This is a genomic window from Sphingomonas sp. IW22, assembly GCF_041321155.1.
Taxonomy (GTDB): domain Bacteria; phylum Pseudomonadota; class Alphaproteobacteria; order Sphingomonadales; family Sphingomonadaceae; genus Sphingomonas.
On sequence record NZ_JBGGWB010000001.1, the window covers coordinates 1,290,244 to 1,315,077 of the forward strand.

General features: G+C 66.5%; 17 protein-coding genes. 6 read left to right on the forward strand and 11 right to left on the reverse strand.

Annotated elements, in window-relative coordinates; translation table 11 throughout:
- Positions 1 to 9 precede the first annotated feature (9 nt).
- Genes ACAX61_RS06540 through ACAX61_RS06550 form a run of 3 tightly spaced genes read left to right on the forward strand, consistent with a single transcriptional unit; the run spans position 10 to position 4,515 of the window.
- A complete protein-coding gene (locus ACAX61_RS06540; RefSeq protein WP_370713970.1) occupies positions 10 to 732 on the forward strand; it encodes a DsbA family protein in 723 nt (240 codons plus the stop codon).
- A 59-nt stretch (positions 733 to 791) separates the two neighbouring features.
- Complete coding sequence (locus ACAX61_RS06545; RefSeq protein WP_370713971.1) at positions 792 to 4,199, forward strand: chromosome segregation SMC family protein; 3,408 nt, start codon at positions 792 to 794, stop codon at positions 4,197 to 4,199.
- A 49-nt stretch (positions 4,200 to 4,248) separates the two neighbouring features.
- On the forward strand, positions 4,249 to 4,515 hold the full coding sequence (locus tag ACAX61_RS06550; RefSeq protein WP_370713972.1) for a hypothetical protein: 267 nt from the start codon (positions 4,249 to 4,251) through the stop codon (positions 4,513 to 4,515).
- Positions 4,516 to 4,546: 31 nt separating this feature from the next.
- On the opposite strand, the gene ACAX61_RS06555 is transcribed toward ACAX61_RS06550, so the two are convergent.
- The 8 genes from ACAX61_RS06555 to ACAX61_RS06590 all read right to left on the reverse strand — a co-directional run bounded on the left by ACAX61_RS06555 (position 4,547) and on the right by ACAX61_RS06590 (position 14,683).
- Positions 4,547 to 5,419, reverse strand: a complete 873-nt coding sequence (locus ACAX61_RS06555) for an LOG family protein (protein ID WP_370713973.1) — start codon at positions 5,417 to 5,419, stop codon at positions 4,547 to 4,549.
- A 42-nt stretch (positions 5,420 to 5,461) separates the two neighbouring features.
- Positions 5,462 to 6,124 (reverse strand): extensin family protein, encoded by a 663-nt coding sequence (locus ACAX61_RS06560; RefSeq protein WP_370713974.1) that lies wholly within the window; start codon positions 6,122 to 6,124, stop codon positions 5,462 to 5,464.
- 75 nt (positions 6,125 to 6,199) lie between these two features.
- Positions 6,200 to 7,030: an HpcH/HpaI aldolase/citrate lyase family protein gene (locus ACAX61_RS06565; protein ID WP_370713975.1), complete on the reverse strand. Its 831-nt coding sequence runs from the start codon at positions 7,028 to 7,030 to the stop codon at positions 6,200 to 6,202.
- Positions 7,027 to 7,479: a MaoC family dehydratase gene (locus ACAX61_RS06570; protein WP_370713976.1), complete on the reverse strand. Its 453-nt coding sequence runs from the start codon at positions 7,477 to 7,479 to the stop codon at positions 7,027 to 7,029. Before ACAX61_RS06570 ends, ACAX61_RS06565 begins: the two co-directional genes overlap by 4 nt.
- Position 7,480: 1 nt before the next feature.
- Complete coding sequence (locus ACAX61_RS06575) at positions 7,481 to 9,367, reverse strand: ATP-binding protein (protein ID WP_370714930.1); 1,887 nt, start codon at positions 9,365 to 9,367, stop codon at positions 7,481 to 7,483.
- A gap of 5 nt (positions 9,368 to 9,372) precedes the next feature.
- Positions 9,373 to 10,974 carry a carboxyl transferase domain-containing protein gene (locus tag ACAX61_RS06580; RefSeq protein ID WP_370713977.1) on the reverse strand — a complete coding sequence of 534 codons (1,602 nt, stop codon included), beginning with the start codon at positions 10,972 to 10,974 and terminating at the stop codon, positions 9,373 to 9,375.
- Positions 10,971 to 12,140: an acyl-CoA dehydrogenase family protein gene (locus tag ACAX61_RS06585; RefSeq protein WP_370713978.1), complete on the reverse strand. Its 1,170-nt coding sequence runs from the start codon at positions 12,138 to 12,140 to the stop codon at positions 10,971 to 10,973. Before ACAX61_RS06585 ends, ACAX61_RS06580 begins: the two co-directional genes overlap by 4 nt.
- A gap of 89 nt (positions 12,141 to 12,229) precedes the next feature.
- Entirely contained in the window at positions 12,230 to 14,683 is a 2,454-nt protein-coding gene (locus ACAX61_RS06590; RefSeq protein ID WP_370713979.1) for a zinc-dependent metalloprotease, read from the reverse strand.
- 120 nt (positions 14,684 to 14,803) lie between these two features.
- On the opposite strand from ACAX61_RS06590, the gene ACAX61_RS06595 reads away from it, so the two are divergent.
- The 3 genes from ACAX61_RS06595 (at position 14,804) to ACAX61_RS06605 (ending at position 20,182) form a co-directional block, all read left to right on the forward strand.
- Positions 14,804 to 15,301 (forward strand): Lrp/AsnC family transcriptional regulator, encoded by a 498-nt coding sequence (locus tag ACAX61_RS06595; protein WP_370713980.1) that lies wholly within the window; start codon positions 14,804 to 14,806, stop codon positions 15,299 to 15,301.
- Between the two features lie 238 nt (positions 15,302 to 15,539).
- On the forward strand, positions 15,540 to 18,554 hold the full coding sequence (locus ACAX61_RS06600) for a TonB-dependent receptor domain-containing protein (protein WP_370713981.1): 3,015 nt from the start codon (positions 15,540 to 15,542) through the stop codon (positions 18,552 to 18,554).
- Between the two features lie 20 nt (positions 18,555 to 18,574).
- Positions 18,575 to 20,182, forward strand: coding sequence for an amidohydrolase (locus ACAX61_RS06605; protein ID WP_370713982.1), 1,608 nt, complete (start codon positions 18,575 to 18,577; stop codon positions 20,180 to 20,182).
- Between the two features lie 55 nt (positions 20,183 to 20,237).
- Here the strand turns inward: ACAX61_RS06605 and ACAX61_RS06610 are convergent, their stop codons facing one another.
- The 3 genes from ACAX61_RS06610 to ACAX61_RS06620 all read right to left on the reverse strand — a co-directional run bounded on the left by ACAX61_RS06610 (position 20,238) and on the right by ACAX61_RS06620 (position 24,763).
- Positions 20,238 to 21,008 carry a class I SAM-dependent methyltransferase gene (locus ACAX61_RS06610; protein WP_370713983.1) on the reverse strand — a complete coding sequence of 257 codons (771 nt, stop codon included), beginning with the start codon at positions 21,006 to 21,008 and terminating at the stop codon, positions 20,238 to 20,240.
- A 17-nt stretch (positions 21,009 to 21,025) separates the two neighbouring features.
- The gene (gene prfB / locus ACAX61_RS06615; RefSeq protein ID WP_370713984.1) at positions 21,026 to 22,153 is read right to left on the reverse strand and encodes a peptide chain release factor 2; all 1,128 of its coding nucleotides are present in this window, start codon (positions 22,151 to 22,153) and stop codon (positions 21,026 to 21,028) included.
- 63 nt (positions 22,154 to 22,216) lie between these two features.
- On the reverse strand, positions 22,217 to 24,763 hold the full coding sequence (locus tag ACAX61_RS06620) for a penicillin-binding protein 1A (RefSeq protein ID WP_370713985.1): 2,547 nt from the start codon (positions 24,761 to 24,763) through the stop codon (positions 22,217 to 22,219).
- Between the last annotated feature and the right edge of the window lie 71 nt (positions 24,764 to 24,834).

The following is a 24,834-nucleotide window of genomic DNA, read 5'->3' on the forward strand; positions in this document are numbered from 1 at the left end:
TTGCCTTTCATGCGTTCGATCCTGATCCTCGCTCCCCTCGCCCTGCTGGCTGCCTGTGGCGGCGGCGAATCCGGCAATGGCAGCACCGCCGCCGCGCCTGTTGCGGGCGCGACTCCGCCCGCCGGTCAGCAATGGACGCAGGTGGTCAGCGAAACCGCCGAGGGCGGTTACCGCATGGGCAATCCCGACGCGCCGGTGAAGCTGGTCGAATATGGATCGCGCACCTGCCCGGCATGCGGCGCCTTTGCCCGCGAAGGATTCGAACCGCTGACCAAGCTGGTCGAAACGGGCAAGGTCAGCTTTGAATTCCGTGATTTCCTGATCCACGGCGCGCCCGACGTGGCGAGCGCGGTGCTGGGCCGTTGCGGCGGCCCGGGCACCTTCTTCCCGCTGCTGGAACAGATGTACGCCAATCAGTCCGCCACGCTCGACAAGCTTCAGGCGACCCCGCCCGAGTTTCAGACCCGCATCCAGAACATGGCCCCGCCGCAGCAGGTGGCCGAATGGGCCCAACAGGCCGGTTATCTGGATTTCGTGAAGCAGCGCGGCATCCCCGAAAGCCAGGCGCGCCAGTGCCTTGCCAATATGGAACTGGTGCAAAAGCTGGTCGGCGTGACCGAAGGCGCGACCGAGGTTCAGGGCACGCCCACCTTCATCATCAATGGCGAAAAGGTCGAAAATGCGGTGACGTGGCCGCAGCTTGAAACCGCTCTGAAGCAAGCGGGCGCCTAAGCACCGGCGGGGCGGCGCGGGCCGATCGGCCGCCGCCCCGGCTTTGCAGCGGACCAGCGATGCAGATCACGCGGCTTCGCCTTACCGGGTTCAAAAGCTTCGTCGATCCCGCCGATCTGCTGATCGAACCCGGCCTGACCGGGATTGTCGGCCCCAATGGGTGCGGCAAATCCAACCTTCTCGAAGCATTGCGCTGGGCCATGGGCGAAAGCTCTGCCCGGTCGCTGCGCGGTGCGGGGATGGAGGATGTGATCTTCGCGGGCACGGCCACTCGCCCGCAACGCGACTTTGCGGAAGTCGCCATCCATGCCGAGGAAGCCGGCGACAACGGCGATGTCGAGGTCGTGCGCCGGATCGAACGCGGCGCTGGTTCCGCCTATCGCATCAATGGCCGTGACGTGCGCGCGCGCGACGTGTCGCTGCTGTTCGCCGATGCCGCGACGGGCGCGCACTCCCCCGCTCTGGTCAGCCAGAACCGGATAGGCGCGGTCATCGCCGCCAAGCCGGTCGACCGTCGCGCGATGCTGGAGGAAGCGGCGGGCATTGCCGGGCTGCACGTCCGGCGAAAGGATGCGGAACAGAAACTCCGCGCGACCGAGGCCAATCTCCAGCGTCTGGACGAGCTGATCGCCGATCAGGACGGACGTGCCGCGGCACTCAGGCGACAGGCGCGACAGGCAGAGCGCTATCGCGCACTCAGCGACCAGATTCGCGTGGCCGAGGGGCGGGTGATCTTTGCCCGGTGGCGCGACGCTGCCGCCGCGGCTGACGCCGCCCGCCGCGAAGCCGTGGCCGCAGAGGGGCGCGTGACCGACGCCGCCACCGCGCATCAGGCCGCCACGGCGCAGCAGGCGACGGCACAGGCCGCCCTTGGCGACGCCCGCGCGGCGGCGCAGGGCGCGCGCGATGCCGCAACCGCCGCCCAGCATCGGCTGGACACGCTGGCACGCGAACGCCACGGCGTGGAACGACGGATCGGGGAGCTTGCCACTGCCGAAGCCCGGCTGGGCGAGGACCGCGCGCGCGAAGGCAGCCTGGCCAGCGACGCTGCTGAGGCGATTGCGCGACTGGGGGCGGAGGTAAAGGCGCTCGACACCCGCATTGCTGATGCGACCAATCGGATTCCCAACCTCGACACCGCCTTGGCAGAGGCGGAACGACAGGCGCGCGACGCCGAAGTCGCGCTAGCACAGGCGCTGGCCGCCGAAGCGGCGGAGGCAGCGGAGGTTCGCGTCGCCGACGCCGCACGCGCCGCCGCTCGTCAGCGGCTGGACCGCTCCGCCCGCGATGCCGCGCGGGTGGAGGCCGAATTCGCCGCGCTGGCCGATGCCGGTCCGCTTCAGGCCGAACGCACCCGCGCCGGTGAAGCGCGCGCGCAGGCCGGGCGCCATGCAGAGGCCGCTCGCGCAACCTTGGCCGCCGCCGACGCCAGCGAACGCGCCGCGATCGAGGAGCGCCAGCGCGCCCAATCGACGCGCGCCACCGCCCATGCCGAACTCGCCGCGCTCGACAGCGAAGCGGCGGCGCTGAACCGCGCCACGCGCAGCACCGGACGCTCTCGCCTGCTGGATGCCGTTCGGCCCGAGGCGGGGCATGAGCGCGCGCTGGCCGCCGCCATTGGCGACGACCTGGAGGCCGGGACCGATCCCGCCGACGACCGCCACTGGGCCGGGGCCGCCCCGCAACCCGGCGACCCGCCCGCCCCCAGCGACAGCGTGGCCATGTCGACGTCTGTCGAGGCGCCGCCCGCCCTGGCCCGCCGCCTATCGCAAACCTTCCTCACCCCCGCCGATACCGGACAGGCGCTGGCCGTGGGTCAGCGGCTGGTGACGCTCGATGGCGTCGTGCGCCGCTGGGACGGCTATGTCTCACGCGGCAGCGGCGCGGCGGCGGCAGAACGGCTGCAAAGACTGAACCGCCTGCGCGCAATCGAAGCGGCGCGTCCCGCTGCTGTCGGTGCGGTAGAGGCCGCCGACGCCGATCTGACCCGCATCGAAGCCACCATCGCGGAAGCGCGCGCCGCCGCGCAACAGGCCCGCCGCCTGATCGAATCGAGCGACCGCAGCGAACGCGAAGCCGCGCGGGCAGAGGACCGCGCCGCCGCCGCGCTCGAACGGCTGGATGCCCAGCGCGCCGATCTCGACAGCCGCCGCCAGCGCAGCACCGCCGAACGCGCGGAGGCACAGGGCGATGTGGCGCGGGCCGAAGCCACCATCGCTGCCCTGCCCGACGGACAGGCCACCCGCGCCCGTGTCGCCACCCTGTCGAAGGAGGCAGAGGGACGCCGCGCCGCCGTCGCCGCCCAGCGCACCGAACGCGGCGCACTGGACCGCAGCCTGGCGCAGGACCGCGAACGACAGGCCGCCGCCGCTGCCGAAGCGAAGAGCTGGCGCGCGCGGGCGGGCGAAGCTGCACGGCGAATTGCCGATCTGGACAAGCGCGCCGCCGAAATCGCGCGCGACCGCGCCAAGCTGGCCGACCGCCCCGCCGCGCTGCTTGCCGCCCAGGGCGTTGCCGAGGCCGAAGCGCGCGGCCTTCGCGAAGACGCCGAACGGCTCGCCAATGCCGAACGCGCCGCGGAAACGGCCCTGCGCCACGCGGAGGAACTGGCGCGCACCACCGCCGAAACGCTGGCCGAGGCGCGGGAAGCACGGGCAGGCTCCGCCGCGCGGGCGGAAAATCAGGAACAGCGCCGCGTCGAAATGGGTCGCCTGTCGGGCGAGCGGTTCGAATGTCCGCCGCCGCTGCTGCCCGAACGCGCGGGCTTTGCGGCCGAAGATGTGGGCACGCCCGACGACGAGAGCGCCCGCCATGACCGACTTGTCGCCGATCGCGAACGGATCGGCCCGGTCAACCTGATTGCGGAGAGCGAGCTCGCCGCGCTGGAGGGCGAGCGCACCAGCAATGCGCGGGAGCGGGAAGAGCTGGGAGAAGCCGTCAACCGGTTGCGCGGCTCGATCGGCACGCTGAACCGGGAGGGGCGGCAACGCTTGCTGGCGGCGTTCGAGGCCGTTGACGGCCATTTCCGCCGCCTGTTCACGACATTGTTCGACGGTGGACAGGCGCATCTGGCGCTGGTCGATTCGGACGATCCGCTGGAAGCGGGGCTTGAGATCATGGCCCAGCCGCCGGGCAAGAAGCTGCAATCGCTGACGCTGTTGTCGGGCGGGGAGCAGGCGCTGACGGCGGTCGCGCTGATTTTCGGCCTGTTCCTGACCAACCCGGCGCCGATCTGCGTCCTCGATGAAGTCGATGCGCCGCTGGACGACGCCAATATCGACCGTTTCTGTGACCTGCTGGACCGGATGACTCGGGAAACGCGCACCCGTTATCTGATCGTCACGCACAACGCCGCGACGATGAGCCGGATGCACCGGCTGTTCGGCGTAACGATGGTGGAGCGCGGCGTCAGCCGGCTGGTCAGCGTCGACCTGAGTGCCGCCGAGGGATTGCTGGCGGCGGAGTGACGGCGCGGAAAGGATGGCCGCCGCCGCGCCGTGCCGCTAATGTCGGCCCATGGATTTCGATCAACTGCTCATCGGCTTTTTCGGCACCGACGATATCGCCAGCCTGCCGCCCGAACAGATTGCGGCGGGCGTCGACCGTCTGCGCCTGCAATTCGGGCTTGAGCGCGATGGCGGGCGGCGCTTTGCCCTGTGGTGCCTGATGTTCATGCTGGGCGTCGCGCCCGATCTGGACGACGCGTTCGAGGACGCCGACGACCGCGAAGCCGCCCGCGACTTCATGGAAGCCGCCGAGCAGGAAATGGAGGAGGACGACTGACCCCGACGGGTCGCCGTCCCCCAAGGGGCAATCAGCCCTCCGCTTCCTTTTCCTTCCAGAAGTCCTGCACGATCTGCCAGCCCTCTTCGGCGGTTTCGCACCAGGTGATCAGGTCGAGATCGGCAGGGTTGATCACCCCTTCCTCGCACAGCGCCTCGAAACTGACGACGCGTTCCCAGAATTCGCGGCCATAAAACAGCACCGGCATCCGTTCGATCTTGCCGGTCTGGATCAGCGTCAGCAGCTCGAACGATTCGTCGAACGTGCCGAACCCGCCAGGGAATACCGCCACCGCGCGCGCGCGCAGCAGGAAGTGCATCTTGCGCAGCGCGAAATAGTGGAACTGCATCGACAGCGACGGCGTGACATAGGGGTTGGGCGCCTGTTCGTGGGGCAGCACGATGTTCAGGCCGACCGATTCCGCGCCGACATCGCATGCGCCGCGATTGGCGGCTTCCATGATCGAGGGGCCACCGCCCGAACAGACAACGAAGTGGCGATTGCCGTCGGTATCGAGGGGAAAGCCGCTGGCCAGCCGGGCCAGTTCGCGCGCGACGTCGTAATATTTGGCCTTGTCCGCCAGCCGCTGCGCCACCGCTTCCCGACCGGTGCCCTTGGCCAGTTCAAGCAGCTCGGGCACCTTGTCCGGTTCGGGAATGCGTGCAGACCCGTACATGACCAGCGTGGAGGCGATCTTCGCCTCGTCCAGCAGCAACTGGGGCTTCAGCAGCTCAAGCTGGAAGCGGATGGGGCGCAGGTCCTCACGCAGCAGGAAATCCAGGTCCTGAAACGCCAGCTTATAGGCCGGATGCTCGGTCTGGGGGGTGGTGGTGCCGTGACGTGCGGTCTCGGCATCCTCGTCGGCGCGGCGGAACACGCGCGAAGGGACTTTGGTATCGTTCATTGGCCCGCGCTTAGCCGAGCGGTACGCGCCTGAAAAGCGGCGTCACCGGCACATGGGGCGCCCGCCCATGTCCAGATGGAAGTGATTGGCATGGGCGCTGTTATATTCGGGACCAAGCGCGGTCGTGAACCGCTTGCACGCCGACCGGAACACCACGCGCAGGAATCGCTGCTCCCGGCTGTTCCCGTCCCAACCGTCCAGCACGCTGACCCGCCGCCCATCGGACAGGACAAAGGTGGCGACGTCGACCGCATTGGCGCGGCCATGTTCCGACAACCGCTTGCTGCCCGCGATGGGGCGGCAATTGAAGGTGCCATAGCTTTCGATGCGGACCAGATCGCTGCCCATCACCTGTCGCGCGGCGGGGGCGACGGCATAGCGCACCCAGTTGGAGAAATTGCGCGCCAGCGGACAGCGCATCGACCGCAGGCCGCTGACGGGGATACCGATGTCGAGCAACTGCACCGCGCCGACGACGACGCATCCATTGCCGAAATCCTGTTGCGGAAGCGTGCGATAGTCGATCGAGTAGCGGTCGAGTTCGGCCAGGCATTGCCGGGTTTCCGCCGTGGGTCGTGCCGGTGCGCGTGCGGGGGTGGATTTCGCGGCGGTGCGGCGCGGCTCAGGCCGGTCGCCACCCCCGAACAGGCACGCGCTCAACAAAAGCGGCGCCGCCGCCATCAACCCGGTCCAACCCCTATGCATGGCGACCATCTTTACGGCCTGGCACTGAACATGCGGATAACGAATGGATTCGGCTCGTCTTTCCGATGGCTCACTTCACCCGCCCGCGCGTGCGATCAGCGCCTGCGCCTGTTTCAGATGCGGGGCATCGACCATGCGCCCGTCCAGTTGCAGCGCACCAGCGCCTGGCGACGCGGCAAAGGCGTCGACAACGGCCCGCGCCGCCGCCACCGCTTCAGGTGCGGGGGTAAAGGCGCGGTTGATCGCATCGACCTGTGCCGGGTGGATCGCCATCATGCCTGTGAACCCGTCGCGCGCACCCGCCATGGCATAGCGGGCAAGCCCGTCGCCGTCCTTGATTGCGGGATAGACGGTTTCGATCGCCGCCACGCCCGCCGCATGCGCGCCGAACAGCGTCAGCGCGCGGATCATGCGATACGGGTCGGTATAGCTGCCATCGTCATGCCGCGATGTCGCCGCGCCGATGGCGGCGGGCAGATCCTCCGCCCCCCAGGTCAGGGCGCACAGCCGATCCGCCACCGCGCCATACTCGGCCAGCGCAAAGACGGCGCGCGGGGTTTCGGTGGCGATGGGGAGGATGGGCGGTGCATCCGCTCTTAGCAGTGCCGCCAGCGCGGTGACGCTGGCCGCCCCCTCGGCCTTGGGCAGCACCACACCGTCGGCGGTCTGCGCCACTTGCGCGTCGGCGGCGATCCATTGGCTGTCGAGCGGGTTCACGCGGACGAAGATGTGCGCGGGATGCGATCCCTTTAGAAACGCTGCCACGGCTTCGCGCGCCACATCCTTGCGCTCGGCGGTCACCGAATCCTCAAGGTCGAGGATCAGCGCATCGGCACCCGATGCCAGCGCCTTTTCGAACCGGTCGGGCCGGTCGCCGGGCACGAACAGCAGCGAGCGCAGCCTCATACGTCGCGGACCTTCAGCATGGCGGAGCGCAGGCAGCGGCAGACGACTTCGCCCCGCTGATTCAGCATCTCGTGCCGCCACGTCACGATGCCTTGCCCCGGCCGTGATTTCGACGGGCGCAGCGCGGTGACCTCGCTGGTCGCGCGCAACGTGTCGCCGATGAACACCGGCGCGGGCATGACCAGTTCGTCATAGCCCAGATTGGCGACCAGCGTGCCCAATGTCGTGTCGCCCACCGACAGCCCCACCATCAGCGCGAAGGTGAAGGTGCCGTTGACTAGAATGCGCCCGAATTGCGACGCCTTGGCCGCTTCCGCGTCCAGATGCAGCGGCTGGGGGTTATGCGTCATCGTCGAGAAGAGCAGATTGTCGGTTTCGGTGACGGTGCGGCGGATTTCATGCTCGATCCGGTCGCCGATCTTCCATTCGTCGAAGAAACGTCCGGCCATCCTATGCCTCCTCCGCCTCGATCCGGGCGAGCAGTGCCTCGACCTGAACCTGTGCGCCCGCCTCGACCGTCAGTTCGGCGACAACGCCGTCGAACGGGGCGGTCAGGGCATGTTCCATTTTCATCGCCTCAAGCGTCAACAGCTTCTGGCCGCGAACGACCCGCTCGCCCGCCGCGACATCGACCGACAACACGCGGCCCGGCATGGGGGCCAGGATCGCGCCCTGCGATGCCACCGCGCCACCCGCGCCGCCGGGACGCCAGCGCGAAAAGGCAAAGGCCGCGCCGCCCTCCACGATCACCAGCCGGTCGTCGACCAGCCGCCCCGCCGTTTCGGGCCGCGTGGCGAGCAGGTCGACGATTCGGTGCTCGCCCCCGCATTCGACGGTGATGCGGCTGCGCGGGGCAGCGTTCAGGCGCAGCCCGCCCAGTTCGCTCCACACACCGCCGGTGCCCAGCCGGTCGCTTTCGACCCAGGCCAGCGTATGCGCGGCCGCCACCCATGCCGCCGTGTCCGGCGCGGCATCCGGCAACAGCGCGTCGAGATTGGCGGCGATGAAGCCGGTATCCACCTGCCCGGTTGCAAAGGCCGGGTGGCGCAGCGCGCGTGCGATGAAGCCCGCATTGGTGGCGACCGGCCAGACGCCGGTCTGCTCCACCTCATCCGCCAGCAGTTCGATCGCCTCTGCCCGGTCGGCGCCGTGGGCGATCAGCTTCGCGATCATCGGGTCGTAATAGGGGGTGACCGAATCGCCCTCCTCCACCCCGGTATCGACGCGCAGCGCGCCGTGCGGCAGATCCAGCATCGCCAGCCGCCCGGTCGATGGCAGAAAGCCCGTGGCCGGATCCTCGGCATACAGCCGCGCCTCGACCGCGTGGCCGTCGATCAACAGATCGTCCTGTCGCACCGGCAATGGCTCGCCCGATGCGATGCGAAGCTGCCATTCGACCAGATCGACGCCGGTAATCGCCTCGGTCACGGGATGCTCGACCTGAAGCCGGGTGTTCATTTCCATGAACCATGTCCGCTCGGCGGAAAGGCCGTCGCTGGCATCGGCGATGAACTCGATCGTGCCCGCGCCGACATAATCGACCGCGCGGGCCGCACGGACGGCGGCGGCGCAGATCGCCTCGCGCGTGGCGGGGTCCATGCCGGGGGCGGGTGCTTCCTCGATCACCTTCTGATGGCGGCGTTGCAGGGAACAGTCGCGTTCGAACAGGTGGACGACATTGCCGTGCTGGTCGCCGAACACCTGCACCTCGATATGGCGGGGCGACAGGATGTATTTTTCGATCAGCACCTGATCGTTACTGAAACTGGCGGCAGCCTCCCGCTGGCAACTGGCCAGCGCGTCGCGGAAATCGGCGGCGGCGTCGACGCGGCGCATCCCCTTGCCACCACCACCGGCGACGGCCTTGATCAGCACCGGATAGCCGATGGCATCGGCTTCCGCCTGCAAGCGGTCGGGCGACTGATCCGCGCCCAGATAGCCCGGCGTCACCGGCACGCCCGCCGCCGCCATCAGCGACTTGGCCGCGTCCTTCAGCCCCATGGCACGGATCGAATGCGGCGTGGCCCCGACCCAGGTCAGCCCGGCGGCGGCAACCGCCTCCGCAAACCCGGCGTTTTCGGACAGGAAGCCGTAGCCGGGATGGATCGCCTGTGCGCCGGTCTCCAGCGCAGCGGCGATGATCGCGTCGCCGCGCAGATAGCTGTCGCGCGCGGCGGCCGGCCCGATATGCACCGCCTGATCCGCGAGCCGGACATGGAGCGCATTCGCATCGGCATCCGAATAGACGGCAACGGTGCGGATACCCATGGCCCGCGCGGTGCGGATGATGCGGCAGGCGATCTCGCTGCGATTGGCGATGAGGAGGGACTGGATCATGGCCATCACATCCGGAACACGCCGAAGCGCGGGGCTTCGGGAATGGGGGCGTTCAGGCTGGCGGCCAGCGCCAGGCCCAGCACGTCGCGCGTCTGCGCCGGATCGATGATGCCGTCGTCCCACAGCCGCGCGGTGGCGTGCCACGGATTGCCCTCATCCTCGTATCGATCGCGTATCGGCGCCTTGAACGCCTCTGCCTGTTCCGGCGTCCAGTTGTCGGCGTCGCGGTGGACGGTCGCCAGCACGCTGGCCGCCTGTTCGCCGCCCATCACGCTGATGCGGCTGTTGGGCCAGGAAAACAGGAAACGCGGGGAATAGGCGCGGCCGCACATACCGTAATTGCCCGCGCCGAAACTGCCGCCGATCAGCACCGTGATCTTTGGCACGGTCGCGGTCGCCACCGCCGTCACCAGCTTGGCGCCGTGCTTGGCGATCCCCTCCGCCTCATATTTGCCGCCAACCATGAAGCCCGAGATGTTTTGCAGGAACAGCAACGGCACGCGGCGTTGCTGCGCCAGTTCGATGAAATGCGCGCCCTTGACCGCGCTTTCGCTGAACAGCACGCCGTTATTGGCCAGGATCGCAACCGGCATGCCGTGGATATGGGCAAAGCCGCACACCAGCGATGCACCGTACAGCGCCTTGAATTCGTGGAATTCCGAACCGTCGACCAGCCGCGCGATAACCTCATGCACGTCATAGGGCGCGCGCACGTCCTGCGGCACGATGCCGTACAGGTCGGTCGCGGGGTATTTCGGCGCGCGCGGCTCCGCCAGGGTCAGACCATGGTCACGATCGGCGGGCAGGTGGCTGACGATATCGCGAACGATCTGAAGCGCATGTTCGTCATTCTCCGCGACATGATCGACGACGCCCGACTTGCGGCCATGCAGGTCGCCGCCGCCCAGATCCTCGGCGCTGATTTCCTCACCCGTCGCCGCCTTGACCAGCGGCGGCCCGGCGAGGAAGATCGTGCCCTGTTCGCGCACGATGACGCTCTCGTCGCTCATCGCCGGGACATAGGCGCCGCCCGCGGTGCAGCTGCCCATCACGCAGGCGATCTGGGGAATCGCCTTGGCCGACATGTTCGCCTGATTGAAGAAGATGCGGCCGAAATGGTCGCGGTCGGGAAACACCTCCGCCTGATGCGGCAGGTTGGCGCCGCCCGAATCGACCAGATAGATGCACGGCAGGTGGTTGGCCTCCGCAATCTCCTGCGCGCGCAGATGCTTCTTCACCGTCATCGGGAAATAGGTGCCGCCCTTCACCGTCGCGTCATTGGCGACGATCATGCAGGTGCGGCCCGATACGCGCCCGATACCGGCGATCACGCCCGCGCCGGGCACTTCGCCGTCATACAGGTCGAACGCGGCAAGCTGACCGATTTCCAGAAACGGGCTGCCGGGGTCGAGCAGATGCTCCACCCGGTCGCGCGGCAACAGCTTGCCGCGCGCGACGTGGCGCTCCCGCGACTTCTCGCTACCGCCTAGCGCCGCCGCCGCGACATCGGCGCGCAGCTTGTCGGCCAGCGCGCGGTTGTGCGCGGCATTGGCGCGAAACCCCTCGCTGTCGGGCTGGACCTGTGTGGAAAGGACGGGGGCGCTCATTGCGCCACGCGCTCGGCCGCCCCGATCAGTTCGCGCCCGATCAGCATGCGGCGAATCTCGTTGGTGCCCGCACCGATGTCCAGCAGCTTGGCATCGCGCAGGAAGCGTTCGACGGGCCAGTCCCTGGTATAGCCTGCACCGCCCAGCGCCTGCACCGCTTCGCCCGCCACGCGAAACGCGTTTTCGCTGGCCAGCAGGATCGCACCCGCAGCGTCAAAGCGCGTCGTGCGCCCCGCATCGCAGCTTTTGGCGACGGCATAGACATAGGCACGCGCCGAATTCAGCGCGACATACATGTCCGCCACCTTGGCCTGGATCAGCTGGAACGCGCCGATCGGCTTGCCGAACTGCTTGCGTTCGCGGACATAAGGGATGACCACATCGAGGCACGCCTGCATGATGCCCAGCTGAATCCCCGCCAGCACCGTGCGTTCGTAATCCAGCCCGCTCATCAACACCGCGACGCCGCCATTTTCCGGCCCCATCACGTTGGCGTCGGGCACCAGGCAGTCGTCGAACACCAATTCGGCGGTCGGCGACCCGCGCATGCCCATCTTGTCGATCTTCTGCCCGATCGAGAAACCGGCCATGTCTTTTTCGATCAGGAAGGTCGTGATCCCGCGCGACCCCTCCCCCGTCTTGGCATAGACGACCAGCACATCGGCATAGGCAGCGTTGGTGATCCAGAACTTCGTGCCGTTCAGCCGCCAGCCGCCGTCCACCTTTTCGGCGCGCAGCTTCATCGATACGACGTCCGAACCGGCAGACGCCTCTGACATGGCCAGGCTGCCGACATGTTCGCCGGAAATCAGGCGGGGAAGATATTTCGCCTTCTGCTCAGGCGACGCCCAGCGCGCGATCTGATTGACGCACAGATTGGAATGCGCGCCATAGGACAGCCCGATCGAGGCTGATGCGCGCGCCACTTCCTCGCACGCGATGACATGGTCGAGATAGCCCAGGCCAAGGCCGCCATCGGCCTCTGCCACGGTGATGCCGTGCAGGCCAAGCTCGCCCATCGCCGTCCACAGTTCGTCGCGCGGGAACCAGTCCTCCGCGTCGATGCGGGCGGCCAGCGGGGCGATGCGATCGGCCGCGAAACGCTGGGTCGTTTCGCGAATCATGTCGGCGGTTTCGCCGAGCGCGAAGTCGAAATCGGGGGTCATATCCTCTCCGGCTAGTTCCGGTTGTTACTATCCCTCATAAGCGGGGATCGTGTGAACGGGAAGCCTTTGAGGATATGCCCGGTTCCGCCTTAAAGCGCGATATCGCCGAACCACTCGCTTTCGATCGGCATGCCCGGCGGGATCGGCGGCTTTGCCTGACGCTTGTCGAGTTCAGCCTTCAGCCGGTCTTCATCGCCCAGGATCGTGCCCAGGTACCGCTGCCACGCTGCATCCTCACTTGTGCCGGTGGCGGCGCGGAAGGCGGTGCCCAGCCGCTGGAGCCGGTCGCCCAGCGCGGCCGCCACTTCGGGCGCGGTGGTGCCGCCACGCGCGCTGGCCGCCATCGTCATGACCGCACGCCACGCGACGCGCCGCCCCACGGCATCGCTTCGCGCGCCGATCACGCGGGTCTGCAACCGGTCCAGCAGCGCCTCCAGCCCCGGCAGCGCGGGATCGCGACGATGCTGTTCGACCATCCGCGCCAGCCGGTTGGGCGCCAGCAGCGAATCCAGCGTCACCTGTGCCGCGACATCGGCGGCGACCAGCGGGTCGAACGCGGCGCTGGCCGAATTGCGGAACACTTCCTGCGTATATTGCGGATCGGGGCGGGCGTTGGTCGCCGACGACAAGGGCATCACCAGCCGCGCGGGCACCGTCAGCGTGGTGGCGGACAGCGTATCGATCAGGGCGTCCATCGCCGCCATCTGGGTTTCAGCAGACACCGGGGTCGCGGGCGCCCCACCGTCCCCGGCAACCGCGTAACGATAATCGATGCCGCCAACCAGCTTGCCCGCCGCGTCCACCGCATAGCGGTGCAGCAGCCACACCGGCACGAATTTGCGGCGCAGGTCGGACAATGGCTCACCGGCGCGCAGCACCTGCGGCCCGAACCGGTCCAGCGCGACGCGGCGGACCGTCAGCATATGGTCCAGATGCGCGACCGGGTCCGGCCCGTCGTCCCACATGCTGCCCCAAGGATTGGGCGCATCGGCGGAACGGCCATCGACATCGGTAACAAACCGCAGATCCTTGGCCGCCAGCGCCTTTGCCGCTGCCGCCGCATCCGGGTTGGCGCCTGCGGGATCGTTATACAGCCAGTCGACGGTGAAGCTGTCCCATGCCCCGGCGCCCAGCGCATAGGCGTCGGACAGGTCGATCTGCCCGCCGGTCAGCTTGATGCGTGGCCCCGGATAATCCATCACCGATGCGCGGTCCTGGGTGCTGGCGGCGAAATTGTGCATGATGCCGATGGCATGGCCGACTTCATGCGCGCCCAGCTGGCGAATGCGGTCTAGCGAGGTGCGAACCGGGTCCTGCGGCCCGCCCGTGCCATTAGCCGCCGTGCCCACCAGCCCTTCGAAAATGATCATGTCCTGTCGCACGCGCAGCGCGCCGATCACGACATTGCCCTTGATGATCTCTCCCGTGCGCGGGTCGACGATCCCCCCGCCATAGGACCAGCCGCGCGTCAGCCGGTTCGACCAGTTGACCATGTTGTAGCGGACATCCATCGGATCGGCGTCTTCGGGCAGCAATTCGGCGCGGAATGCGTCGATCAGCCCGGCGTCGTCGAACGCCTTTTGCCAGTAATTCACGCCTTCCATCAGCGCGGTGCGGATGGGTTCGGGCGCGGCGCGGTCGATATAGAAGACGATCGGCTTCTTCACCCGCGAACGCGGCGCGGCGGGATCGACCTTTTCCAGGCGAAAGCGGTTCGCGACCTGCTGCATCACCGGATCGCCCAGCGGCGAGCCATAGTCATAGAACACATTGCCGCCCGCCGCCGAACGCGTGTCGAACCGGCGGCCGACATAGCCGGGTTCGGGCAGCCGGATCAGGCTGTGATGCACGACGAAGCTGGCCTGTCGCGGCTCTGGCGCGATCATCTCGACCTCCCGCCCCGGCGTGTCGCTGGTGAAGGTCTGCACTGCGTCGATTTCGATATTGTCGGGAAACGTCTTGACCGAACGGTTGTCCACGACGCTCAGGTCGATGGCCAGGCGAAAGCCCTTGCCCGACTTGCCACCCATCGCAAGGTCGCTGCCTGCGCCGCCACCGTTCAGCGCATCGGCAATGCCCAGCACGTCGCGCGTCAGGAACGGCGCCAGATCGACCGTCAGTGCGCCGCCCGGTCCGGTTTCGACCACGTCGAGCAGCGCGACGACGCTGAACGCGAAACTCTCCCGCCCGCCAGCCTGCACCTTGTCGTCGCCGGTGGCGCGGAAGCGCGGGTTTTCGAACGTCACCGCGACCTTCTTGCCGTAACGGCGGAATGCCAGCAGTTGCTCCGCCCCCACCATCCCGCGGTCGAGACGCAGGTCGGCCGAACCCAGCCCGGTCCGCAGCGAGGTCGCATAGACGAAGCGCCCCGCCACCCCTTCGGCATCGGGCGCGGGCAAGGTCACCAGCACGCGCGCGTCGCCCGGATCGGCACGCACCGACAGCAGCGGCGCCTCACCGCGCGACTGGGCCATTGCCACTGGCGGCACCATGCCCCCCGTCAACGCCAATGCCGACGCGGCCGCCAGAATAAGAACGCGCATAATGCCCCCTGCGATAATTTTGCACTGCCGCAAATTAGCATGGCGCTTTTGACGCTTTCCGGCAAACTTCAATCAAAAGCGGAGAGGATTCGGCACAATTCGAACCTGAGGAGCCATTTCGTGCCCGAACCGGAAACCGAACCGCTCGATTCCGTCGATCTTCGAATCCTGCGCGAACTGGTGCGCGACGGCCGCGCCAGCGACGTGGCGCTGGGGGAGCGGGTCCACCTTTCCAGCACCGCCGCCGCGCGCCGCCGCAAGCTGTTGGAAGAACGCGGCATCCTGCGCGGCTATACCGCCAATCTCGACCTGACGCGGCTGGGCTACAGCATCGGTGTGCTGGTGCAGATCGAACTGCGAAGTCAGGCCGAGAAGGTGCTGATCGAGTTCGAGGAAGCGGTGGTGCGCTGTCCGTCCATGTCCTTTTGCAGCTTCGTGTCCGGCGACATCGACTTTGTGATGATGGTCCATGTCCGCTCGTTCGACGATTACGACCGCGTGTATCGCAAGGAGCTGTCGACGCTCCCCCACGTCGCGCGCATCCGCAGCAGTTTCCTGATGCACGCGGTCGCGACTCGCCCAGTGGCGCCATCCGTCGTGGGCAGTGCAAACCTGTAACAAACTATACTTTTGGATTCCGGCGTCGTTCGCCGCGTTGACGCCGGAAAGCGTCAATCCATGCTGCGAACGATGCAATATTTGCCGGGAAACCATAGGTTCGGGCTGTTAGGCTTCATGATGTTTCCAGAGCCTGGCGCAGCAAGCAGCATGGGCGCGGATACGACGCAGGACACCAATCAGAAAATAATCCGGAGAGGACGCCCGAAGGCCGTCAACGCCAAAGGGGGGTCGTCCGATGCTTCACAACCGCGCCATTTCGCGCGTCCTGCGTTTCCGTCCGCGTGCCGACGCACTCAGCGTCAGCGGGCTTGCTCTCATCATCGGGCTGGCGGCTGCACCCGCATCGGCCCAGACCGCGCCCGTCGAACTGGCATCCGCCGACAGCCTGCCATCCGCTGCGACCGCCCCGGTCGAACCACAGCTTCAGGAAGCCGCCGATGGCGACGACCAGATCGTCGTCACCGGATCGCGCATCGCCCGCGACGGGTTCAGCGCGCCGACGCCCGTCGCCGTCATCTCCGCCAAGGAACTGGAAACCGAATCGCCCGCCAACGTGGCCGATTTCGTCAACACGCTGCCATCGGTGCGCGGATCGTCCACTGCCGCCAACTCGTCGGGTTCGCTGTCCAACGGTCTGGCGGGCATTGCGTCGGTCAACCTGCGCGCGCTGGGCGCCAACCGCACGCTGGTGCTGTTCGACGGCCAGCGCTCGGTCGCCAGCGCGACCAATGGCGTGGTCGACGTGAACACCTTTCCCCAGGGGCTGATCGAGCGGATCGAGGTCGTGACCGGCGGTGCCAGCTCTGCCTATGGCTCGGACGCGGTGTCGGGCGTCATCAACTTCATCCTCGACCGCGATTTTCAGGGGATCAAGGGCGATTACGAATATGGCGTCACCACTTATGGCGACGGGCCGAACCACAAGGTTTCGCTGACCGCAGGCACCAGCTTTGCCGGCGGGCGTGGCCATGCGGTGTTCAGCGGAGAGGCTTTTACCCAAAAGGGCCAGCACACCATCGACCGTGACTGGAACCAGGCGGGATTTTTCCAGATCGACAATCCCGCGTATGTCGCGGGCAACGGCTTGCCGGCGCGGCTTGTATCATCCGGTATCGGCACGTCGCAATTCACCCCCGGCGGCCTGATTTCGGCCGGACCGTTCCGGGGCACCTATTTCGGAACGATCGGCGCGGGTGGGGCGACCCTCAACCAGCTGAACTACGGCGCCGTGAACGGTCAGTGGATGGTCGGCGGCGATTACGAGATCACGCGCGCGGGCCATCTGGGCAGCAACACGCTGATCCCCGACGAGGACCGCTCCAGCCTGTTCGGGCGAGTGGAATATGAGGTGGCGGATCAGACCAAGCTGTTCGTCACCGGCAGCTATGCTCATTATGAAGGGCTGAGCTATTATCAGCAGACACCATCGACCGGCGTCACCATTCAGGTCGCACCGTCGGCGGCCAATGGCGGGCTGATCAACGCATATCTGCCGCAGGCGTTTGTCGACCGGGTCAACGCGTATAACGCGACGCCCGGCAACACCCGCGTCAACACCATCGCCATCGGCACCAGCAATGCGGGCATCCCGGCACAGGGCAGCAACAATGTCCGCGACGTCTATCGCTTTGTCGCGGGCGGCGAAGGGGCGTTCGAACTGTTCGACCGCGACTGGACCTGGGACGCCTATCTTCAATACAGCCGGGCCGAGGTTCAGGAACAGCTGATCAACACCTGGAACAATGCCCGCATGGCGATGGCGACCGACGCGGTGCGCGCGCCCGCGGGCAATGCGGCGGGGATCGCGGCGAGCACCATCGTCTGCCGGTCGACCCTGACCAATCCGACCAATGGCTGCGTGCCGATCAACCGCATCGGCGTGGGCGGCGTGACGCCGGCGGCGATCGATTATATCTTCAACGACGGATACCAGCCGCTGCGCGAACAGACGCTGGAACAGACCGTTTCTGCCCTTAATTTCTCGACCAAGAACCTGTTCGAAAACTGGCAGGGGCCGGTGTCGATCGCCTTCGGTGCCGAAGCGCGCGCCGAATCGGTGAAGGGCGATGTCGATCCGCTGTTCAATTCGGGCTGGCTCTACGGCAACTATCTGGTGACGCAGGGCAAATACACTGTTTACGAAGGCTATATCGAAACGCTATTCCCGCTGTTTGAGGGGGCGGACCTGAACGGCGCCTACCGCGTCACCAATTATTCGACCAGCGGCAGCGTTTCGACGTGGAAGATCGGCCTGACCTATCAGCCGATCCCCGATGTGCGCCTGCGCGGCACCGTGTCCCGCGACATTCGCGCGCCCAATCTGGGTGAGCTGTTCGCACCGGGCACGGCGCGCACCAACACCGTCAACGTCCCGCTCAGCACCGGCGGTCAGCGCGCCGACCAGTTCCTGGAACAGACGGTCGGCAACCCGAACCTTCAACCGGAAAAGGCCAAGACCTATGGCGTGGGCGCGGTGTTCACACCGACATTCCTGCCGGGCTTCGCGGCATCGGTCGATTACTACAATATCGACCTTGAAGGGGCGATCAGCAACTATACCGCCCAGACGACGGTCAATCTTTGCTACGAACAATCGGTGTCCGCGGCGTGTGAGAACATCACCACGACGGCGGGCGCCGGCGTGACCGGCGGCGGCGCGGCGATCACCGGCATCACGCTTATCCCGTTCAACTTTGTCGGCATCAAAAGCGAGGGGCTGGATTTCGAGGCCAGCTATCGCACGCCGCTGGGGGACGGCAGCCTGACGCTACGCGGATTGGCCACCTATAATCTCAGCCTCTACACCGACAACGGCATCGATTTTCCGAGCGAGGCTGCGGGACAGAATACGGGCAGCGTCCCCGACTGGACCTATCGCCTGACTGCGCAATATGACCAGGGGCCGCTGGGCCTGCAATTGACCGGTCGCGGCCTGTCGGACGGCGTGTACGACAATAATTTCATCGAATGCCAGACCGATTGCCCCGTATCGACCGTGCAGAACCGCACGATCAACAACAACAAGATCGACGGCGCCTTCTATGTCGATCTGTCGGCCAACTACACGTTCGAGGTGCAGGAGGTCGATTTTCAGGGCTTCATCTCGATCCGCAACCTGTTCGATGTCGATCCGGTGCTGGTCGGCAATGGGCCGACGGGCAACAACACGCCCGCTTATCCCCAGACCAATCGCAACCTCTATGACTTTCTGGGCCGCGTCTATCGCGTGGGCGTTCGCTTCAATTTCTGATTTTCGGGGGAGAGACTGACATGCGTATGTATCGCGCCATTGGCGTCCTGACAGCAACCGCGCTGGCCACGCAGCCCGTGCTGGCCATGGCATCCGAACCCGCGCCCGCCACTCAGGCTGCCGCGCCAGACAATGCGGCGCTGAAGGCGGCCGTGATCGAGGGAGTCGAGAAGCGGGCCAAGCTGGTCCAGGAAATGGTGGATTCGCTCTACAGCTTTGCCGAGCCGGGGTTTCAGGAATTCCAGACGATGGAATATCTGACCGGCATCCTTGAAAAAGAAGGGTTCAAGATCACCAAGGGCGTAGCCGGAATCCCCACCGCATGGACCGCCGAATGGGGTTCGGGCGGGCCGCTGATCGCGCTGGGCAGCGACGTCGACGGGCTGCTGGGACTGAGCCAGGTGCCCGGGTCCGCAACACTGAAACCGCAGGTGGAGGGCGCGCCCGGCCATGGCGAGGGGCATAATTCGGGCATGCCGCTGGTCATCGCCGCCGCCCTTTCCGCCAAGCAGGTGATGGAGAAGAACAAGATCCCCGGCCGCCTGATGCTGTGGCCCGGCATTGCCGAAGAGCTGTTGGGAACCAAGGCCTATTATGTCCGCGCCGGTATGTTCAAGGGTGTGGACGCATGCATTTTCACCCATGTTTCCAGCGACTTCAACACCGCGTGGGGCGATACCGGCAATAACGGCATGGTCTCGGTCGAATATACCTTCAGCGGCAAGACCGCCCATTCGGCGGGCATGCCGTGGGAAGGGCGCAGCGCGCTGGACGCGGTGGAGTTGATGGACATCGCCTGGAACATGCGACGCGAACACCTGCCCGTGACCCAGCGTTCGCACTATGTCATCACCGAAGGCGGCGGACAGCCCAACATCGTCCCCGACAAGGCCAGCGTCTGGTATTATTTCCGCGACCAGACCTTCTCATCGGTCCGCACACTGTTCGAAACCGGCAACACCATCGCCAAGGCGGCCGCGATGGGCACCGGCACCACGGTGACGCAGCGCACATTGGGCTATGCCGCGCCAAATTACGGCAACAAGCCGATGGCGGAGGCGGCCTGGGCGAACATCAAGGCGGTCGGTATGCCGCAATGGAGCGCCGGCGATCAGGCCTTTGCCCGCTCGGTTCAGGAAGCGAAAGGCCGCACGATCAAGCCGCTGGCCACCGAAATCACACCCCTGTCCACGCCTGAAACGCGCGAACGGTCGATAGGCGGCGGGTCGGACGATATCGGCGACATCATGTGGACCGTGCCGACCATCACGGTGCGCTTTCCGTCGAACATCCCCAGCATGATCGGCCATAATGTGCTGTCCGCCATCGCGATGGCGACGCCGATCGCGCACAAGGGGGCGGTGCAGGGGGCAAAGGCGGTGTCGGCCACCGTCATCGACATGATGACCAACCCGCAGCTGGTGGCGGATGCCAAGGCGTTTCAGCAGAATGTCCAGTTCAAGGACCAGAAATATGATCCCACGCTGACGCCGCAAGATCAGCCCGCCATCCACCTGAACCAGGAAGTGATGGAGCGGATGCGCCCCAAGATGAAACCGTTTTACTATGATCCCAAGCGCTATCCGACCTATCTAGATCAGCTGGGGGTCAAATATCCGGCGGGCTGAGCTCTGCCGTCTACGTGCCCCGACCGCTTTGCTCCCCCTGGCGGTCGGGGTGCGATCAACCGGGCATGTCGCCCGTCGCGCCCGGCGCGGCTGCCGGGGCCGAACGATCGATCCGGCAGGCGCGGATCGCCGATGGTTCGGGGCGCGGCCCTTCGGCGCGGAAAGCGGCCAGATAACCGCCCGCCGATTCCATCTCCTCACGCCGCACCAGCTTGTAGCCGACCGCCGCAAATTCGCATTCCAGCAACGCCGGGGGTGTGCCGTGATTTTCGGTCGCGCGATCGGCGTCGACGACGATCACTTCCCCGCCATTTCGCAGCGATGGCCGCATCCGCCACAAAAACTCATATGGCTCGGCGATCTCGTGATACATGTGCACCAGCAGGATACGGTCGAAGCTGTTGTCGGGCAGTCGCGGATCCTGGGGCAGACCAAGGCGGACGCTGACATTGTCCAGCCGTTCGCGCGCCACGCGTTGCGCCAACTGGTCGCGCACGGCTGGCACGATATCTTCCGCCAGCACGCGCCCGTTCTCACCCACGCGGCTGGCGAGGCGGACGGTATAATAGCCCTCACCCGCACCGATATCCGCAACGGTCATTCCGGGCTTGATGCCCGCCTTGTCCATCACCGTGCCAGCTTCGTTCAGTCGGTCGCGCGCTTCTTCCGTCGACCAGCGGCTCGAAACGATCGTGGCGATCGGGCGGTCGGCAGCGGGGAAGCTGCCTTCGACCTGTTCGGTCGCCCTGTTCGACTGCGGCGACTTGACGGGCGCCTCGCACGACGCTGCCGCCAGCGCGAGCGCCGGGACCATCAGCGACAGCATTGGCACCCGCCCGTTCGTCAATCGACGTCCTCCACCTCGACCTTTTCGCCGGTCACGCGCTGCGACAGCGCGGCCGCCATGAACGGGTCGAGTGCGCCATCTAGCACGTCCGACGGCGCGGTCGAAGTCACCCCGGTGCGGAGATCCTTCACCAGCTGATAGGGTTGAAGGACATAAGAGCGGATCTGGTGACCCCAGCCGATTTCGGTCTTGGCCGAATAATCGCTCATCGCCGCGGCCTCCCGCTTTTGAAGCTCCGCTTCGTACAGGCGTGCGCGCAACATGCCCATCGCGGTGGCGCGGTTCTTGTGCTGCGACCGGTCGTTCTGGCTGGCGACGATGATGCCCGACGGCACGTGGGTGATGCGGACCGCCGAATCGGTGGTGTTGACGTGCTGTCCGCCCGCGCCCGACGCGCGATAGGTATCGATCTTCAGGTCGCTTTCGTTGATCTCGATGTCGATCGAGTCGTCGATCACCGGATAGACCCATACCGACGAGAAGCTGGTGTGGCGCCGCGCCGAGCTGTCATAGGGGCTGATGCGGACCAGGCGATGCACGCCGCTTTCGGTCTTGGCATAGCCATAGGCGTTTTCGCCCTTGAGCAGCAGCGTCGCCGACTTGATGCCCGCCTGTTCGCCGGCGTGATAGTCGACCAGTTCGACCTTCATGCCCTTTCGCTCGGCCCAGCGCATGTACATGCGCTGCAGCATCTCGGCCCAGTCCTGGCTTTCGGTACCGCCGGCACCGGCATGGACTTCGAGATAGGCGTCGTTGGGGTCGGCTTCGCCGGCCAGCAGCGCCTTGATCTTGTCCTCCTCGGCGCGGGCGGCAAGCGCCTTCAGGGCTGCAACGCCCTCGTCCGACATGGCCTCGTCACCCTCGCTGTCGGCCATTTCGATCAGTTCGGCGGTATCGGCCAGTTCCTGTTCGATGGCGCGCGTGGCGCCGATGGCAGTGTCCAGCCGCTGACGCTCGCGCATCACGTCCTGCGCCTGTTTGGGATTGTCCCACAGGGTCGGGTCCTCGACGCGCGCGTTCAGCTCGTCCAGGCGGCGAAGCGCCCGATCCCAGTCGAGGAAGCGGCGCAGCAGTTCGAGGGCTGCGTTGATTTGATCGGCATATGCCTGCGCTTCGGCGCGCATGGGAACTCTCCAACTTCCAGAACAGGGGGACCGCCCATTGCCCGGCGGTATCATGGGGCGGCGTTAGTAAATCCCGCCCTCCCTTTGCAAGAAATCGCTGTCGGTCGCACGCTGTTGCTGCTGGCGCGTGCGGGCAGCCTGCTCGGCGGCGGCCTTGGCCTCGGCGGCGGCCTTGGCCTCTGCCTCGCGATTGCGGCGCTGGCGGGCGGGCGCGCTTTCGGGCTTGAACGCTTCCCAGATCACGGACGCCATCGGGTCGTTGGTCGGCCATGCGCCCGTGACCGGACGACCCGAACGGCGGTCGATGCGGACCATGCGCGTGCCCGGCGGCGCACGGAAGGGCAGCACTTCCATTCCCTCCCACGCCTTGGTCGCGAACGCCTTGAAGATCGGTGCCGCGACAGTGCCGCCCTGGGCATAGCCGCCCAGACTGCGCGGCTGGTCGAAGCCCATGTACAGGCCGGCGATCATTTGCGGCGTGCCGCCGACAAACCACACATCGGTCGGGCCGGACGACGTACCCGTCTTACCCATGATCGGCCGCTTCAGGTCGCGCAGCGTGGTCGCGGTGCCCCGCTGGATCACGCCCTCCATCACATGCACCATCTGATAGGCGCTGATCGGATCGACCAGCTGGCGCGAACGGATGCGCGGGCGCGGCATTGGCTTGCCATCCCAATCGGGCGCGTTGCAATGGTCGCACGGACGCCAGCGTTCGGGCCAGATCACCTCGCCACGCCGGTTCTGCACGAAATCGACGACCGTGGGCGTCAGTTCGCGCCCGTTATTGGCCAGGATGGAATAGGCATTCACCATCCGCTCTACCGTGGTTTCGCCCGCGCCAAGTGCGAACGACAGATAGGGCGGATACTGGCTGTCGCTGATGCCGATGCGCTGCATCAGCCCGACGACCTTGTCCATGCCGGTCTTGTTCGCCGCCTGAACCGTCATCAGGTTGCGCGACTGTTCAAGACCCCAGCGGATCGTGCGCGGCCCGGCGCCACGCGAATTGCCGAAGTTGCGAAAGCATTTCTGGCCCAGCCGCGCGCCCTGATAGACGCAGAAGGGACCATCGACGATGATCGACGCGGGCGTCAGACCGTTTTCAAAGGCAGCGGTATAGACGATCGGCTTGATCGTCGATCCCGGCTGTCGCTTTGCTTGAGTGGCGCGGTTGAACGCCTCGATCCGGGCGTCGAAGCCGCCCTGCATGGCCAGAATGCGGCCCGTGCGCGGGTCTTCGACAACCATGCCGCCCGATACGCGCGGCAGGCTGCGCAGCGTCCACCGGCTACCTTCTGGCGCAACGGCGATCACGTCACCGGGCTTGAGCGCGGAAAAGGCGACGCCCCCCGAACCGCGCACCGGCATTTGCGCGCCCGAACGCGGCAGCGCGCCTGTCTTCCCGTCGGCAAAGCCGATTTCCGCCGCATCGCCGCTGCGCGAGATCACGACGGCGGCACGCCAGTTTTCATAATCCAGCGCGATATTGCTGGCGGCCAGCGCGCCCTGCCAGCCATCGCCGACGTCCAGCGTGCGAAGCGGCCCGGACCAACCCCGTCCGGATTCGTACCGGATAAATCCCCGCCGCAGCGCATCGGCGGCATAAGCCTGAACCTTGGGATCGAGCGAGGTTCGCACCCACAACCCCCCCGCATAGACGCTGTACGGCCCGTCTTCGGCATTTTCGCCAAAACGGTTGATCAGGTTGCGGCGGACCTCCTCGACGAAATAACCCGCACTGGATTGCAGCGTGTCGGATCGCTGGTCGATCAGGCCCAGCGGCGTCGCCTGAGCCCGCGCCACCTGCGCCTGGCTGGCAAAGCCGTTGCGCGCCATTTCGGACAGCACCCAGTTGCGCCGTTCCAGCGCCCGCGCGGCATTGCGCGCACGCCCATAGGCTTCCGGCGCCTTGGGCAGCGTGGCGAGGAACGCCATTTCCTGCAACGCCAGCTGATCGACATCCTTGTTGAAATAGGCGCGCGCCGCCGCCTGCACGCCAAAGCTGCGGCGGCCCATGGGGATGCCGTTCAGATAGAGTTCGAGGATCTGTTCCTTTTCCAGCGCATTTTCGATGCGATAGGCCAGGATCATTTCCCGCACCTTGCGCGTCGGGGAATATTCGTTGCCGATCAACAGGTTCTTGGCGACCTGTTGCGTGATGGTCGAGCCGCCCCGCGCGCGCTCCCCGGTGCCCATTTTGCTGACATAATCGACGACCGCGCCGGCAAAGCCCGGAATGTCGACGCCGTGATGCTCGAAGAACGTCCGGTCCTCTGCCGCCAGGAACGCGCGGACCAGCATCGGCGGGAATTCGGCATAATCCAGCTCAACCCGCCGTTCGCGGGCATAGCTGTGGATCGGCGTACCGTCGCCCGACCGGATCGTCGTCGGCAGGGGTGGCTCATAGGCCTTGAGCGCGTCGACGCTGGGCAGGTCGCGGGCGAATACCGCCCAGACGCCGATGGCGCCGATCCCGGCCAGCAACGCCGCCCATGCGATCAGCCGGAACCACCAGCGGCGGCGAATCGTCGCAAAGCGCGCACGCCCGCCTTCGCCCTCGCCGCGCTGGAGCGTGAATTGAACCGAGTTCGCGTCTGCATCCGCCATTGGATGCGCGGTTTAGAACATGGTGCGCCGGTTGGGAATGCCACGCACGACCAATCGAATGTCAGCGCCCG